Origin of the sequence: Metabacillus litoralis (assembly GCF_007994985.1) — a bacterium.
Classification (GTDB): domain Bacteria; phylum Bacillota; class Bacilli; order Bacillales; family Bacillaceae; genus Metabacillus; species Metabacillus litoralis.
Genome location: NZ_VOQF01000012.1, coordinates 79,965 through 94,975 on the forward strand (window position 1 = coordinate 79,965; position 15,011 = coordinate 94,975).

Sequence of the window (15,011 nt, forward strand, 5' to 3'; positions counted from 1 at the left end):
TAAGCGCCCTGGTCAGCATCAATTTTTCTTTGTTAATTACTTTTTTCATAAAATAATACCTAGCGTAAAAATATTATTTTATGAAAAAAGCCTTCATGAAACACTTCTCTAAAAAGGAAAAATTGCGTATCACTACTATTCTAGTGGTACGCAAAGTTTTCATTTATTGTTGTGCTTTTAAATTCTCTACATCTGGCTCAGAACCAAACCATTCAGTATAAATTTCAGCATATTTGCCATTGTCTAATACTGTATTGATTGCTTCATCAAAATCAGCTTTTAGCTCACTACCTTTAGGAAACATCAAACCATAATATTCTGCAGCAAAGCTATCCGCATCTTCAATAACAACTAACTTTTGATCTGGGTTATTTTTTACATATTCTTCAACAACCGTGTTATCAGCAACTACAGCATCTGCTCCACCACTAGTAAGCTCCATAATTGCTAAGTTATTATTTTCAAACTTTTTAATATTTGAACTGTTTTTTCCTAATAATTCATCCACAGCTTCTTGACCTGTAGTACCAGCTTGAACGGCAACAACTTTATCTTTTAAATCCTCAGCCGATTCAATATCACTACCCTCTGGTACAAGAATTTTATTTGTAGATAAGAAATAAGGTGAAGTGAAGTCGTACGTTTGCTTACGATCATCATTAATCGTAATAGCCGATACAGCAAAGTCTGCAATTTCATCTTTAATTTCTACGAAAATTGGATCCCATCCAACATTGACTATTTCAACTTCATATCCAGCTTCCTTAGCAACTGCTTCAACGAAATCAACATCAAATCCAACAATTTCACCCTTGTCCATGTACTCAAAAGGTGCATAAGCAGCATCTGTAACAACTCTTAGCTTTTCTTTTTTCTCTGTTTCACCCGCTCCATCACCTTCACCACTAGAAGAACTCTGACTTGATCCACATGCAGCCAAAGCAAAAGTAAACGTCAACACCATCAACATCATTAATAATTTTTTCATCTTTTAAATCCCCCTTTAGTTCATTATAATGCAAAAATTCTGATATTTGTCTTTGTATTTTAAGTAGCTCTTATTTTTATAGATCTACTAATTAACTGGACTAGAAAACTATGTATGAAGTATATCAGAATATGAATTATAATACAATAATATGTATAAATAACTTTTATTAGAATAGAATTAATTTTCTATTAATAATAAGATATTTACTATATATCTAATATAATCCAGGATATTTAAATTTATTTCAATTGTATCGGTACATAATCTCACATTAATAAATTATAACGTTAAGTTTTTAGTACTTATAAAATTACTTATATTTATTCATCTTTTCTTTGGATATTCCTTTTATTTTTTAATGTTGAATCAAATTTCATAGCGACAATTGCACCTGTATAAAAAACTACACAAAGAGCCTGGGACATAATTAAAGAAATCATACAGAAAGTCGAATTAATCTAAATCAGTTAAGATGAAAGAAACAAGTTCGTTCCATTGCGCTGCAGACACTCGCTTTCCACGGGGAGGAAGCTGAGCCTCCTCGGCAAGCCTGCGGGGTCTCAGCCTTTCCTCTATTCCCGTAGGTGCCCGAGTGTCTTCCGCTCCATTCCACTAGCTCTTAAAAATAGTATACAAAATTAAAAAATCTATTGAAAATGCAAATAAAAACCCGAACTATTAGGCGAAAGATTACTTGAAATATCACCTAATAATTCGGGTTTTTCATTAGCTTAAATACTTATGTCCCAGCCTCTTTTAAAACAATTATTTTAGCTTATAATACGTCAATGCTAGTGCAAAAGCTAGCACTGCCCCTTTTACAATATCCATCGCAAAATAAGGAACGGACATCATAACAAGTCCATTTTGTAAAATTCCGATTAATACAGCACCAACAAATGTTCCAAAAGCGTTAGGTTTACCAGCTCCTAGAACGGAAAAACCGATAAATGCTGCTGCAACTGAATCCATTAAATATGGTCCTCCTGCATTAATTTCCGCTGTCATTACTCGAGAAGCTAAAATAATACCACCAATTGCTGCAAAGAGCGCTGAAAGTAGATAAGCAGCAACTTTATATTTATTAACAGGAATACCAGATAACCTTGCAGCCTCGATATTTCCACCAATCACATACATATATCGTCCATGCTTTGTGTACGTAAGGAATATATGAACAACTACAACAATAACAACCATAATAATGATAATCCAAGGAACTTGTCCTAGCTTTTGAAATAGCGGACTAATTAATCCTGTTGCAAACGACCCATCAGGCATGACCATATTTTGTGAAACAGTTGCTCCTTTTGTATATGTGAGAGCAATTCCTTGAACGATAAACATGGTTGCAAGTGTAATCAGCATATCAGGAACTTTGAGTTTGATAATAAAAAACGAATTTAATACACCGACTAATAGTGAAGCAACAATTGCTGAGAATATAGCGATAAAGGTATTTTGTGAAAACCACACAAACATAGATATAACAATCGCATTAGAAAGTGATGCAACAGATCCTACTGATAAATCAAACCCATTAACTGAAAGTGAGATTGTAATTCCTATCGCAATAATGGTCACAATAGAAATGGAACGTAGAATATTTATAAGATTATTTCCTTGAATAAACGCTGGATTTGATAATGCGAAAACAGCTACAAGTACAACAATTGTTAAAATTGTTCCATATTTATATAAAAATTGAAAAAGATCAAAAGTATTTTTAGTTGAATTCTTAGCTTGTACAGGATTTAATTCACTCATCCTAGTTACCTCCTGTTGAATAATATAGTAAATCTGCTTCTTTGGTATCACTAGTATCAAGCTCTTTTACAGCCCTACCATCGTATAATACATACACACGATTTGTTATACCGATTATTTCAGCAAGCTCTGATGATGCATAAATAATCGCTTTTCCTCTACTAGCAAGCTCACAAATTAATTCGAATATATCTTTTTTCGCTCCAACATCGACACCTTTTGTTGGCTCATCAAAGATATACACCTCTGCATCTGCTATTAACCATTTACCAATCGCAATTTTTTGCTGATTTCCACCTGATAGGTTTTTAACAATTGCTTCCTCAGATGGAGTTTTAACACCAAGACTTTCAATTACCTGCACCGCACGTTGTTTTTCTGCTTTTCGATTCAAGAAGCTGAACGGTCTTGTAAAAGCACCTAAATTTGCTGCCGTTAAATTAGTCACAACAGATTCGTGTACAAGTATTCCTTCTTTTCTTCTTTCCTCTGGAACTAATGCTATTCCTTGTTTAACTGCATGATAAGGAGATGTTAGTGTTAACTTCTTTCCATGCAGCTTCACTTCACCTGATGTGATTTTTGTTTCGCCAAAAAGAGCTTTGCATAATTCTGTTTTCCCAGCTCCAACTAACCCAGCAATGCCAACTATTTCACCTTTACGAACTGTCATGGACACTTTTGATAGTTTATCAGCATCATGAAGGTTACTCACTTCATAAATTACTTCACCACAATCAGAAGCTTTTTCAGGAAATTGTTCCTCAAGCTCTCTTCCAAGCATGTTTTCAACGACTTTGTTTTGTGTTGTATGTTTAATCAGCTCATGTGTAACAAGCTTGCCATTTCTCATGATTGTAATTTCCTCACAAACCTCAAAAATTTCTGGAAGTCTGTGTGAAATAAAAACAATGCCAACATTCTTGTCCTTTAATTCTTTCACAATTCTAAAAAGCTCTTTCGTTTCCGAATAGCTAAGAGGTGCGGTTGGTTCGTCCAAAATTAAAAACTTACAATCTGTTGATACTGTTCTAGCAATCAGTACCATTTGCTTCTCTGCTAGCGTTAACTCACTTACTAGTTTTTTAGAAGAAACATTTATATTTAAAGTTTTTAGGATGTCTGTAGCTTGTTTATGCAGCACTTTCCAATTAATAAACTGCTTTTTCCCCATACCATTAACTGTACTTGAAAGCATAATGTTTTCACCCACTGTTAAATAGGGAATTAACGCAGTATCTACTTCTTGATGAACAATTTGTATTCCATTTACTAATGCATCCTTTGGTGAACGAATACTCGTTTTCTTACTATCTAGCAAAATATCACCTGTATAGTGATCATAAGCTCCTGATAACACTTTCATTAATGTTGATTTACCTGCACCATTGGCTCCAATCAGTGCATGAGTTGTTCCACTCTTCATCGTAAAATCCACACTATCTAATGCTTTTACACCGGGGAATTCAATTGAGATATTAGTCATTTTTAAAACGGATTGCATTTAGTTGTTCCTCCTCTCTATTTTTAAAAGCAGTATTTTTGATTATTTAGCAAAATTTTCTTTCACATGGAATTGGTTAATGAGGGGGTTCATATACATTTGAGGAATAAAAGGTAACACTCTCTATAAGAAATAGAGAGTGTTACCTTCGTTTTCTACTTCAAAAACTTTATTTTTTATAATATTCTTTTAACGTTTTCATCCACTCTTCTTCAAATGCAGTAGATTGTCCCCAGCCTTCAATTGTATCTGCTAGGTTTACCATGTTAATTGGTTCACTAGATTGTAATAATGCTTCTTGAGAAATTAATGAAGCTTCTAAATTATAAGTTGGCGGTGTTTCTTCACCAGCTAATTTTTTTGCTAGTAATCTCATATCAACAGCTCCAATTAACTTCGGATCAACTGCTGCTGTATATTTCCAAGAGCTTTCTTCTGTTTGAATTTCTTGAAGATCTGCATTGGAAACATCAATACCGTAGATTTTAATTTCATCTCGACCAGCTTCCTTAATCGCACGTGCTGCACCAATTGCAAATGCATCCCATGTTGCAAAAATCGCATCAATTTCACCTTTAGGATGTTTGTTAAGCATAGAAGCTACAGCATTTTGTGTTTGAACAGATGTATCCTCAGCTGCCACACCAAATCTCTCAATCTCTTTAATACCTGGGTTATTATCTAAAATTTCTTGATACACTTTATTTCTTCTTACCATTGGAGGAAATCCATCTACCCAAAGATACGCTATTTTAGCCTCACCATTAAAATCCTTCACCAACTGATCTAACGCTAGCTTTGCAAGTGCTTCATCATCCTGTGAAGTTAATGTTACACCTTCAATCGTTGATAACTTGTCATTTGAATCAAATGTAACAACACTTTTACCAGCATCAACTAGCTTTTGCACAGCCTCAACTGTTGCATCATCATCACCATGTGAAATAATAAAACCATCATAATCTTCTGTTAATCCTTGTGCAATCGCATCATGGAACTTCGCTGTATCACCGTTTGCAGTGAATACATCAACTGTAAAGCCAAGTGCTTCTCCTTCTTCTTTCGCACCAGCTAAAAATTGTGCTGTATGATCGTCTCCACCAATTTTACGAATAACTTTAATTTTCGCACCTTCACCATTTGCAAAGCGTTCTGGTACATTTTCTAATGAAACATCTGGATTACCTTTAGCTGCTGTTGATTCAGTAGAATCTCCGCTTGAAGAACAGCCTGTAAGTAGTAAAGTAAATGCTAAAATGAAAATAAATGCTGAGTTGAAAAATTTGTTTTTCATGTTAGTTAACTCCCCTTTTTTCTTTTTAAAATTTTTGTTTACTTATAAAGACATCAAAAAACCTCTCTAAGATAGAGAGGTTTCACCGCAAAAATATAGGGATCGCCTCTCTTATCTTCCAAAACCAATACGGTTCTGCAGGATTTAGCACCAATTCTAATTTGTATAGAACGGTTGCCGGGCGTCATCGGGCCAGTCCCTCTGCCACTCTTGATAAGAGATTAGTTTATGAATTTAAGTAATTTAACAATATGTTTACTTTAATAGGGTATCGCATTAATGTCAACCACTATTTTTAATTTTCTAACTTATTAATTTTTATTTTTAGATGGAATTCGATGTTGAGAGGTAGGCTTACAGCTTGATGTGTGGCGTTTTTTGTCGAATGATGGATTAATTGAAAAAGTTGAATGATTATCGTGAAAAGTTGAATGATTATCTCAAATGTTGGCTGCTAATTAAACTATTTATGTGTTGGGAATCGTATTTTATAGAACAAACAACAAAGATAACGAAAACAGCTTATATAAAAGAAGGTAAGCATCAAATGAGGCTTACCTGTCCAAATTATTTACGTTTTTGACTCTTCAATTTGTTCATCTCAAGTTCTGCTGCATATTCTTCTTGAGATTTTCCTTGCTTTTGACTTTCTGACTGGATTTTTCTGAATTTGTTATCGTTTAAGTTTGGCATATTTCCACCTCCTCATTGACCTGGTTATTTTCTACAATTATTTCTCAATTATTCAAAAAAGCATAAGAGCATGGGTTCTACGTAGACCCAATTTCTTATGCTTAATATACTTCTACTTAACAGCCTTCACAGCTGTTTCCACATTCATTTGACTACCCACAGAACGCTTTAGGACAAGTGGAAGAACAAGAATGACTCCAAGAAGCATGCACACTCCTGAAATTTGATAAGAAAGAACTAAACCGAGATATGTTTTTAATAAACCAGCGAGACTCATCATGATGACCATCGCTCCCATAAATAGTGGTGTCATAATCCCGTTTACACGTCCTATAAATGCTTCCTCTGCATTTTGTAAAATCATTGTATTAATACTAATTTGTATTGCTGGCATCATTAAGCCTGTAAAAAACTGTGCAACTAATGTTAGCCAGAGAATCTCTGAAAACCCGATCACTGAAATCATGATTGCATTTACTATCATTCCTGCTGCTAGCATTCTAATTGGTGTTATTTTTTTAGATAGAGCTAAGGCGATTCCCCCACCTATAATCATTGCAATTCCATTTATCGCCATAAACCACTGCACAAATTCTTTATCCATCTGTAACTGCTCGGTCACGATGAAGATACCTAAAGGCTGGATTAAACCTATAGCTAAACCAGCAACAAAAAAATTTGCTCCTAATAATCTTAAAAACTTATTGTTCACTACATATTTGAAGCCTTGAATAAATTCTTCTTTCACAGTAGTTGGAATTTCCTTCTTTTCCACCTCTCTATCTCTAGGCAGGAATGTAAGTGCTAAAGCTGAGAGAATAAACATGACTCCAGTTATTGCAATTGACAGTTCAATTCCATATTGTTGAAAAACAAAAGCTCCAATGACAGGTCCTAAGATCATAAATAATGCAATCATTGTTTGATAAATGGACATTCCCATTTGAAGTTGCTCTTCTGGAACATGCAACTTAAATAATTTCATACCTGAAGGCTGTGAAAATTGTGAAAGGATAGACGAAATTAGCATGGCAAAAAAGACAATTTTCCAAGTGGCAAACATTAACGTAAATAACACAGCAAAGACTGAGATGGCACTTAATACATCACACCAAACCATCGTTTTCTTCGGTCTCCACCGATCAGCAAATGTTCCACCAATAATTGAAAAGATAAAAATCGGTGCAAATTCTGCAACTGAAATCATTGAGACAGCAAACGGGTCTTCATTTGTTTGCTCCATAACAAACAAAAGCACTGAAAAATTCCTTACCCAAATGCCAAGCTGTAGAAACAATCCAGAAAGTAATATAGCACGTACAAACCTATTACTCATAAACTCTTTAAAACTTGATTGTTTGTTCATCTTTTTTCCTCCACATGTTCATTAACTAAGGCTCTTTTCTGAAAGGATGTTGCTTTGTAATAAAATATGTATCTAGAGACTGTGTTAGCTTTTACGAAGAAAAAATTGCCACAAAACTTAATACAACGCCCACTTCTTTGGTATTTAAAAGCAAACAAGTTTTCGATAGCCAGCCTTTACGAAACATTTTACATAACACACGATATATAATAATTCAACAAATTCCAATTAATTCCTCTTTTTTAAATCTATAGTAATGTAGTTGTAAAGCAACCAAGCTTGTGAAAACATTCTTTTTTTATTATCGTTAGTATACTGATCACGAGTTTCTGCAATTATATATATTATTAGTAAGATATGACTCGTTCTTACCTTGCATTTCCTAAATAATTGTAAAAAGAACTATTCAGTTCTAAATTAATGAAATTTTTTTATCTTACCTAGAAAAATAACTTCGTAAAATTAACCTTTTGCTTATCTATTGGTATAATGATAAGCAGGACTTATTTTACATATAAAAGAAAGGTTTGATTTAACTTGGAACACAATTCCTCAAACTTTATTAGAAGTATTATTAAAGAGGACCTAGAGACCGGAAAACGTGACAATGTCTATACTCGATTTCCACCTGAACCGAATGGCTATTTACATATCGGTCATGCAAAATCAATTGTCATTAACTTTGGATTAGCGGATGATTTTAAAGGGAAAACCAACCTAAGATTTGATGACACAAATCCATTAAAAGAAGATACAGAATATGTTGAAGCGATTAAAGAAGACGTAGCATGGCTCGGGTATGAATGGGATGGTATGTTCTTCGCTTCTGACTATTTTGAAGAAATGTACAGCCGTGCAATCCTTCTTATTAAAAAAGGAAAAGCATATGTGGATGACTTAACTGCTGATGAAATCAGGGAATATCGTGGAACTTTAAAGGAGCCAGGTAAAGAAAGTCCATATCGCTCTCGTTCTGTTGATGAAAATCTTGATTTGTTTGATCGCATGCGTAAAGGTGAATTTGCCAATGGCGAAAAGGTCCTTCGTGCAAAAATTGATATGTCTTCACCAAATATCAATCTACGTGACCCCGTGATCTACCGTGTTGCACATGCATCACACCATAATACAGGAGATGCTTGGTGTATTTATCCAATGTACGCTTTTGCTCACCCTCTTGAGGATGCAATTGAAGGAATCACACATTCTTTATGCACAACAGAATTCGAAGATCAACGCCCATTATATAACTGGATTGTTGAAGAATGTGAAATGGATAATAAGCCACAGCAAATTGAATTTGGCCGCTTAAATATTACAAATACTGTGATGAGTAAACGAAAATTAAAGCAGCTTGTTGATGAAAGATATGTTGATGGCTGGGATGATCCTAGAATGCCAACGATCTCTGGATTAAGAAGAAAAGGATACACTCCAGAATCCATTCGTGAATTTGTTAAAGAAACAGGTGTTTCAAAAGGATCTGGTTTAGTAGATGAAGCAATGCTTGAGCATTTCGTTCGTGAAGATTTAAAGCTTAAATCGCCACGAACAATGGGTATTTTAAAGCCACTAAAGGTTGTTATAACAAACTACCCTGAAGATCAAGTTGAAATGCTTGATGCAGAAATCAATCCAGAAAATCCAGATATGGGATCAAGACAAATTCCATTTTCTCGTGAAATTTACATTGAACAAGAAGACTTTATGGAGGATCCTCCAAAAAAATATTTCCGACTATTCCCAGGCAATGAAGTTCGCCTAAAGCATGCATACTTCATTAAATGCGAAGACGTTATTAAAGACGAAGCTGGGAATGTTGTAGAAATTCATTGTACGTACGATCCTGAAACAAAGAGCGGCACTGGTTTTACAGGTCGTAAAGTAAAAGGAACGTTACACTGGGTTGACGCAAAACACTCACTTCCAGCTGAATTCCGTTTATACGAGCCACTTATTCTTGATAAAGAAGAAAAAGAAGATGAAGGAGATCAATCTGAGGAAAAAACATTCCTTGATTATGTAAATCCAAATTCATTAGAAATCTCTCAAGGCTTTGTTGAACCAAATATGGAAAATGTGCAAGCTCACGACAAATACCAGTTTTTCCGTCACGGCTACTTTAATGTAGATCCTAAGCATACAACTAAGGAAAAGGTAGTTTTCAATCGCATTGTTTCATTGAAAAGCTCTTTTAAATTAAAATAAAGTGTAGAAAAGGATGACAATTGGTTTTGTCATCCTTTTTTTGATATGGGTGTTTATTAGAGAGCTTATTGGTGCTTATGATGACCTTTTGCTCGAGGTTTTCTCTCGCTTAAGGGCTTCATCTCATCGGCTTTATGACGGACTTTTGATCGTTCTTCACCTTCGCTCATGTCCTACATCAACTCTATATAACGACTTTCTACTCAGACTCTCCCCTAACCTATAAGCTTCACCAACGTAATATCATCAAACACAAAAAGCGTGAATTCAAATATGAATCCACGCCATATCCCTGCTATATCCTTTTCATCATACAACTATCAAATCAGCCCTTATTTCAAAGGTAAACTGATTAAGAAGGTTGTTCCTTCTGTAGATGTTTCATGTAACTCTATATGTCCATTGTGGTTTTCAATAACTCTTTTTACCACCATTAATCCCAAACCTGTTCCATTTTCCTTATTGCTTGTAAATGGTTCATAGAGATTATCAATAATGTGTTTAGGAATTCCTTGGCCACTATCCTTTATAAAGATGTGATAAAAGTTATTTTGCACAACTGAAAAAATAGATAGATTTCCTTTACTTTCCATTGCTTCAATACTATTACGTATTAAATTATGAAAAACCTGTTTTATTTGTTTAGCATCTATGTTTAGCGGAATTCTGTTCAGATCAATTGAAAAGTTGACATTCTCAGACGCTTCAATAATAAGTGGTAAAAAGTCTTTAAGAACATCCTCCAGGAAAACTTCCTTTTTATTTGGAGCCCCTGGCTTAGATAAAAGCAGCATCTCTTCAATTATCGTGTTGATTCGTTCTACTTCCTTCATAAGGAGAGGAATATGAAATTGTTCTTTATTTTCATTTGATATGGATTGTTCCATCAACGAAAGAAAACCATGAATAACAGCGAGCGGATTACGAATTTCATGAGCAGCTCCTGCTGCTATCTCACCGACAACAGCTAACTTCTCTGATTTATGCATTCGTTTTTCCAATACTTCTGTTTCTGTTATGTCTACGAAATTAACGATTCTTCCTATAACCTGCTGTTGTTGATTTTTAAGTTCTGCCTGAGAAACTAGTAAGTGTTTTGCTCCCTGCTCTGTTACAAAAAGAACTTTTGTATGAGATGTTATTTCCTTTGTTGAGAGAATGCTCCAGAACTCTGCATTTAACTCTTCGATATTTTCTAAGCATTTATTATCGATCTCTTTGTTATCCATGTTAAGTATATTAGCAGCCGTAGAATTACTCGTCATTTCTAATGGATCATCTGTAATTCTGATAATTCCAACAGGTAATGAGTTTAATATTTGTTCACGGTATACCTTATCATTCACAATCGTATTAAACGATTCTCTTAGTTTCACTGACATTTGATTGATTGAATTTGTTAGATGGTTAAATTCAGTTTGTTCTGTAGAATCGATAGTTAGACCATATTCTCCATTAGCTATTTTATCTACTTTGTTTACAACCGTTTCAATCGGTTTTGTTAAGCTAGAGCTTATTCGGTAAGAAACAATAATTGACATTAAAATAGCTCCAGCTGTAACTAAGATGAGTAGCCATAACGAGCTTTTGATAATTGTAGAAAATTGGTTAGAGTGACCATCAAACTGTGAAACTGTTTGCTTTTTTGCCGTATTAATATCTTGTTTCAGCTCATTAAGCTGTGGAAGAAAGGTTGAATGAAAATACTCTCTTGTAGCTGGTTTATCATCAAAAGAAATAAGGCCTTGGATATTATTGATAATCATAAAATCTAGCAAATCTATTCTTTTTTTTATATTGCTCAATGAATCTGGAATAGAGTCTGAATCCTTCAATTCTCCTTCCATATCTGTAGCATATGCTTGGTAATCTTCTACAAGATTACAACATAAGTTATTTTCTAGATAATCATTAACAATATATTCTTTTACACCAAGTTCTTGCTCCCACTGACTTAATAGATGAAGCTCTGGTATATTTGTTCGTTTAATTTTATTACTCACTTGTGTAATATCCTCGATTGATTGCACAAGAATTAATGAAAATCCACTTAAAATAATCGTTAGAATAAGAAGGATTGTGAGAATTTTTGTACGGAACGACATTGTTTTTAGTAATTTTTTCATCACAATCCTCCTATCTTTTCTTGTATAGAGTGCTAGTTTTATAGGTAACTCTATGGAAAGATTAACTCACCATTATCGTATTGCTTCATTTCATTTTCAATAAATTTTATATCTTCATTAGAAAATATTGGGCCAAAAGGTGCCAAGCTGTATACTCCATCTTCTTTAGTTAACAACACTTTTCCTTGAGGTATCCCTTTCGAACTGAAGTAATCTTCCATTATCGAAACATATGCTTGTGGCACATCATTTGTCACACTTGTTAAAACAAGATTCTTCGCCATATATGATTGATCATCTAAATAACCAATAACATATATCCCTTCTTTTTTAGCTAAATCTATAATATCACGATTAAAGGAATTTCCCTTACTATAAACAACGTCAACACCTTGCTCAATCAACTTCTTAAATATCTTCGTTGCAGTAATACCATCATCTCTGCTTCCAACCGCTTCATAAAAGAACTCTATCTCAGGGTTATAATGGGTGAGAGCTGTTTCAAATTCAGGATTTTTTTCACGTGCGTAATTAGCATCGATTAAACCTACTTTATTTGTTTTTGTAGCAAGAACAGCAGATAATGCAGCGAAATATTCTACTTCTCCTTGATCGAATGTATAAACAGATTGATTACTATATTTAGATGAACCATGAATTGTAATAAAATGTACATTTTTATGTTTTTTTGCAGCTGCAGTAAAGGTATCTGAAAATTCTCGACCATGACCAATAATAAGCTTTGATCCTGCATTAATTGCTTCTGAAATAGTAGCTTTCATTTCCTTCTCTTTGTCTATTTCACTATAAAACGTAACATTGACCGGATATTGCTCTTCTATCTTCAACATCCCTTTATAAGCAAGACTTCCCCAGCTTTGATCAATGACAACATCTGATGTTATAATTGCTACCTTTGTTTTACCACTAAATACATTGGATGTAGTTTGTAAGATTATTCCCCTAGATTGAAAGATAATTGTCCCTAATATAACAATAACAACAATCCCCGTTATTATACTAATCATCTTAAGCTGACTAGATTGTTGCATCTATTTTTCTCCCCTTAAAATTAGTTCTATATTCTTATATCATTATAGCGAACAATTCTCTACTAGGCTATAATTTTCTAAAAATATCTACATTATTCGACATATATTGCAAGTAATTGATTCATAGGAATTAGCATAAACTCTATAAAAGCTCATATATTACCAAAGGAAATATTTCCAACCCTAAAACCATGTCGAATTACACCATTATATCAGTGTAGCTATCTTTCTGTTCTTATATAAGAACAACATAAATGTTTTTATGAAAACAAGGGTGGTTGTGGCATCTAATAATTAGAGACTTTCTTCCCATAAAAAAAACTACTTACCTTATTTTTGTAAGTAGTTTGCATGTAACCATGTAACCAACTCTTCTTTTAATTGAAAGTGAATTGGATCAGTTGCTTCTTTTTTATATTGTTTTATAATATTTAAAATGGTTTTCTCACCTGAATATTCTTTTAACATATGATCCATATCTTTAATACTCACTACAGTAACATCGTTTTTATCAAGCTGTTGAAGATGACTTAACTCTGCTATATCCATTTGAACATCTTTATCACCTGTAATAGCTAATATCGGACAATTAGCTCTCTCCAAAGCATGTAATACATCTTCACTTTTATAAGCAAAATGCTCTCTGAACCATTTTGCTGGTATTTTCTTCATGCTCATTCTAATAAAATCACCTGATGATTGTTCTAATTTTTTATGCAACTGCTGTGTTTGCTTGTTTATTTTCTCTTTCGTTACAAGTTTTCTTAATAGCTTACCCTTTAATCCCTTCATTCTCTGAATTTCTTCTAATAAAAGCTGATTTTGGTAATCCATTGGTTCTGCTAAGTTTGTTCCAGCACCACCTAATAAAATTAAGCCAGCTATATCCTCAATCTCTTCACTAACTCTTGTTGCTAATATGCACCCTTCACTATGTCCAAGGAGTATAATTTCTTTTCCTTTTACTTTTGGATGTTGTCTCAAGAAAGTAACCATACTCTTTACATCTGTTACCAAATCTTCCATTCCAGAAGTAAATGGATTTCCTTCACTTTCACCTACTGACCTTTTATCATAACGAAGAGTTATGAAGCCTAGATTTGTTATGAAATGAGCTAGCTCTTTATATAAATTCGTGATTAGCTTTGGTTTTTTCATATTACCATCTCTGTCTGCACTGCCTGAGCCATTAATCATGATGATTGCAGGAAATTGCTCTTGATCAATTTGCGGTATTGCTAAGGTTCCTTTTAAGGTAATATCATTTTTAACTGAAAAGAACTCCTCTGTTATCGATAGCAAAAAATTCACTCCTTTTCATTATAACCATTATCGATAATGATAACATTATTATAAAAAAAGTTCATCTCTTTTTTCTAAAATGACCAATAAATTTTTTAGAGCATTTATCGAACAAAAATAGAGAGTAAACTTTTCCTGTACTCTTTTAATATCCCTAAATTTAAAATCTACAATATAGTGGCATATCTTCTTCATTAAAAGTCACCTGTTATGGGGATTTAATCTTCATCTTTGACATCTGGATCTTCTGGAATTGGCTCCTTCATATATTCATCAATTAGCTCTTTATACTTTTCTAATTGTTCGAAATGAGTTTGAAATTGATCTTTATTAATTAGATACTCATCACCATCATATAGAGCTCTTATTTTCTTCTCTAAAATAAGACTTTTTACCTGTTCCTCTGAAATTGATAAATACTCGGCTGCTTCATTTAATGTTAAATACATATTCTTCACCTGCACAGTCTGTTAATACCTCTATTATAGTTGAACAAAATATAAAAAAGCTATAGAACAAATTTTCTGCCATTAAGTAAGGGCACCTGTTTCTTATAAGGAAACAGAATATCTAAAAAGACCACAATTTATTGCTTCAAGCAGGATATAGAAAGTAATAACTCGAATTATAAAAAATCAACACCCAACAGCCTCGGCGTAACCCTCTTTCCATGGTGGCGTAACGAAATCTGATCAGGGTGTTGAGATT

At 33.7% G+C, this 15,011-nt stretch carries 11 protein-coding genes and 1 riboswitch; of the genes, 1 reads left to right on the forward strand and 10 read right to left on the reverse strand.

Translation table 11 applies throughout. The features are described 5' to 3' along the window. Positions 1-163: 163 nt before the first annotated feature. The 6 genes from FS935_RS17720 to FS935_RS17740 all read right to left on the reverse strand — a co-directional run bounded on the left by FS935_RS17720 (position 164) and on the right by FS935_RS17740 (position 7,615). Positions 164-988, reverse strand: a complete 825-nt coding sequence (locus FS935_RS17720) for a basic amino acid ABC transporter substrate-binding protein (RefSeq protein WP_146949974.1) — start codon at positions 986-988, stop codon at positions 164-166. 768 nt (positions 989-1,756) lie between these two features. Next, positions 1,757-2,758 (reverse strand): ABC transporter permease, encoded by a 1,002-nt coding sequence (locus tag FS935_RS17725; RefSeq protein ID WP_146949975.1) that lies wholly within the window; start codon positions 2,756-2,758, stop codon positions 1,757-1,759. A 1-nt stretch (position 2,759) separates the two neighbouring features. Next, positions 2,760-4,262, reverse strand: coding sequence for a sugar ABC transporter ATP-binding protein (locus tag FS935_RS17730; RefSeq protein WP_146949976.1), 1,503 nt, complete (start codon positions 4,260-4,262; stop codon positions 2,760-2,762). A gap of 169 nt (positions 4,263-4,431) precedes the next feature. Then, on the reverse strand, positions 4,432-5,556 hold the full coding sequence (locus FS935_RS17735) for a sugar ABC transporter substrate-binding protein (protein ID WP_146949977.1): 1,125 nt from the start codon (positions 5,554-5,556) through the stop codon (positions 4,432-4,434). Positions 5,557-5,664: 108 nt separating this feature from the next. Further along, positions 5,665-5,776: riboswitch (SAM riboswitch) on the reverse strand. Positions 5,777-6,123: 347 nt separating this feature from the next. Next, positions 6,124-6,249 (reverse strand): hypothetical protein, encoded by a 126-nt coding sequence (locus tag FS935_RS24275; RefSeq protein WP_264191567.1) that lies wholly within the window; start codon positions 6,247-6,249, stop codon positions 6,124-6,126. A gap of 112 nt (positions 6,250-6,361) precedes the next feature. After that, positions 6,362-7,615 (reverse strand): MFS transporter, encoded by a 1,254-nt coding sequence (locus tag FS935_RS17740; protein WP_146949978.1) that lies wholly within the window; start codon positions 7,613-7,615, stop codon positions 6,362-6,364. Positions 7,616-8,152: 537 nt separating this feature from the next. Here FS935_RS17740 and FS935_RS17745 point away from each other — a divergent pair. Continuing rightward, complete coding sequence (locus FS935_RS17745) at positions 8,153-9,823, forward strand: glutamine--tRNA ligase/YqeY domain fusion protein (RefSeq protein ID WP_146949979.1); 1,671 nt, start codon at positions 8,153-8,155, stop codon at positions 9,821-9,823. A 332-nt stretch (positions 9,824-10,155) separates the two neighbouring features. Here FS935_RS17745 and FS935_RS17750 read toward each other — a convergent pair whose 3' ends face one another. The 4 genes from FS935_RS17750 to FS935_RS17765 form a co-directional block, all read right to left on the reverse strand. After that, positions 10,156-11,949: a sensor histidine kinase gene (locus tag FS935_RS17750; RefSeq protein WP_146949980.1), complete on the reverse strand. Its 1,794-nt coding sequence runs from the start codon at positions 11,947-11,949 to the stop codon at positions 10,156-10,158. Positions 11,950-11,999: 50 nt separating this feature from the next. Then, positions 12,000-13,001 carry a BMP family ABC transporter substrate-binding protein gene (locus FS935_RS17755; RefSeq protein WP_146949981.1) on the reverse strand — a complete coding sequence of 334 codons (1,002 nt, stop codon included), beginning with the start codon at positions 12,999-13,001 and terminating at the stop codon, positions 12,000-12,002. Between the two features lie 330 nt (positions 13,002-13,331). Next, positions 13,332-14,303 carry an alpha/beta hydrolase gene (locus FS935_RS17760; protein ID WP_158638641.1) on the reverse strand — a complete coding sequence of 324 codons (972 nt, stop codon included), beginning with the start codon at positions 14,301-14,303 and terminating at the stop codon, positions 13,332-13,334. Positions 14,304-14,521: 218 nt separating this feature from the next. Further along, positions 14,522-14,752 carry an excisionase family DNA-binding protein gene (locus FS935_RS17765; RefSeq protein WP_146949983.1) on the reverse strand — a complete coding sequence of 77 codons (231 nt, stop codon included), beginning with the start codon at positions 14,750-14,752 and terminating at the stop codon, positions 14,522-14,524. Positions 14,753-15,011: the final 259 nt, after the last annotated feature.

Coding starts and splice junctions, on each gene's coding strand:
- FS935_RS17720 (WP_146949974.1), bottom strand. CDS start 988: ATGAAAAAATTATTAATGATGTTGATGGTGTTGACGTTTACTTTTGCT.
- FS935_RS17725 (WP_146949975.1), bottom strand. CDS start 2,758: ATGAGTGAATTAAATCCTGTACAAGCTAAGAATTCAACTAAAAATACT.
- FS935_RS17730 (WP_146949976.1), bottom strand. CDS start 4,262: ATGCAATCCGTTTTAAAAATGACTAATATCTCAATTGAATTCCCCGGT.
- FS935_RS17735 (WP_146949977.1), bottom strand. CDS start 5,556: ATGAAAAACAAATTTTTCAACTCAGCATTTATTTTCATTTTAGCATTT.
- FS935_RS24275 (WP_264191567.1), bottom strand. CDS start 6,249: ATGCCAAACTTAAACGATAACAAATTCAGAAAAATCCAGTCAGAAAGT.
- FS935_RS17740 (WP_146949978.1), bottom strand. CDS start 7,615: ATGAACAAACAATCAAGTTTTAAAGAGTTTATGAGTAATAGGTTTGTA.
- FS935_RS17750 (WP_146949980.1), bottom strand. CDS start 11,949: ATGAAAAAATTACTAAAAACAATGTCGTTCCGTACAAAAATTCTCACA.
- FS935_RS17755 (WP_146949981.1), bottom strand. CDS start 13,001: ATGCAACAATCTAGTCAGCTTAAGATGATTAGTATAATAACGGGGATT.
- FS935_RS17765 (WP_146949983.1), bottom strand. CDS start 14,752: ATGTATTTAACATTAAATGAAGCAGCCGAGTATTTATCAATTTCAGAG.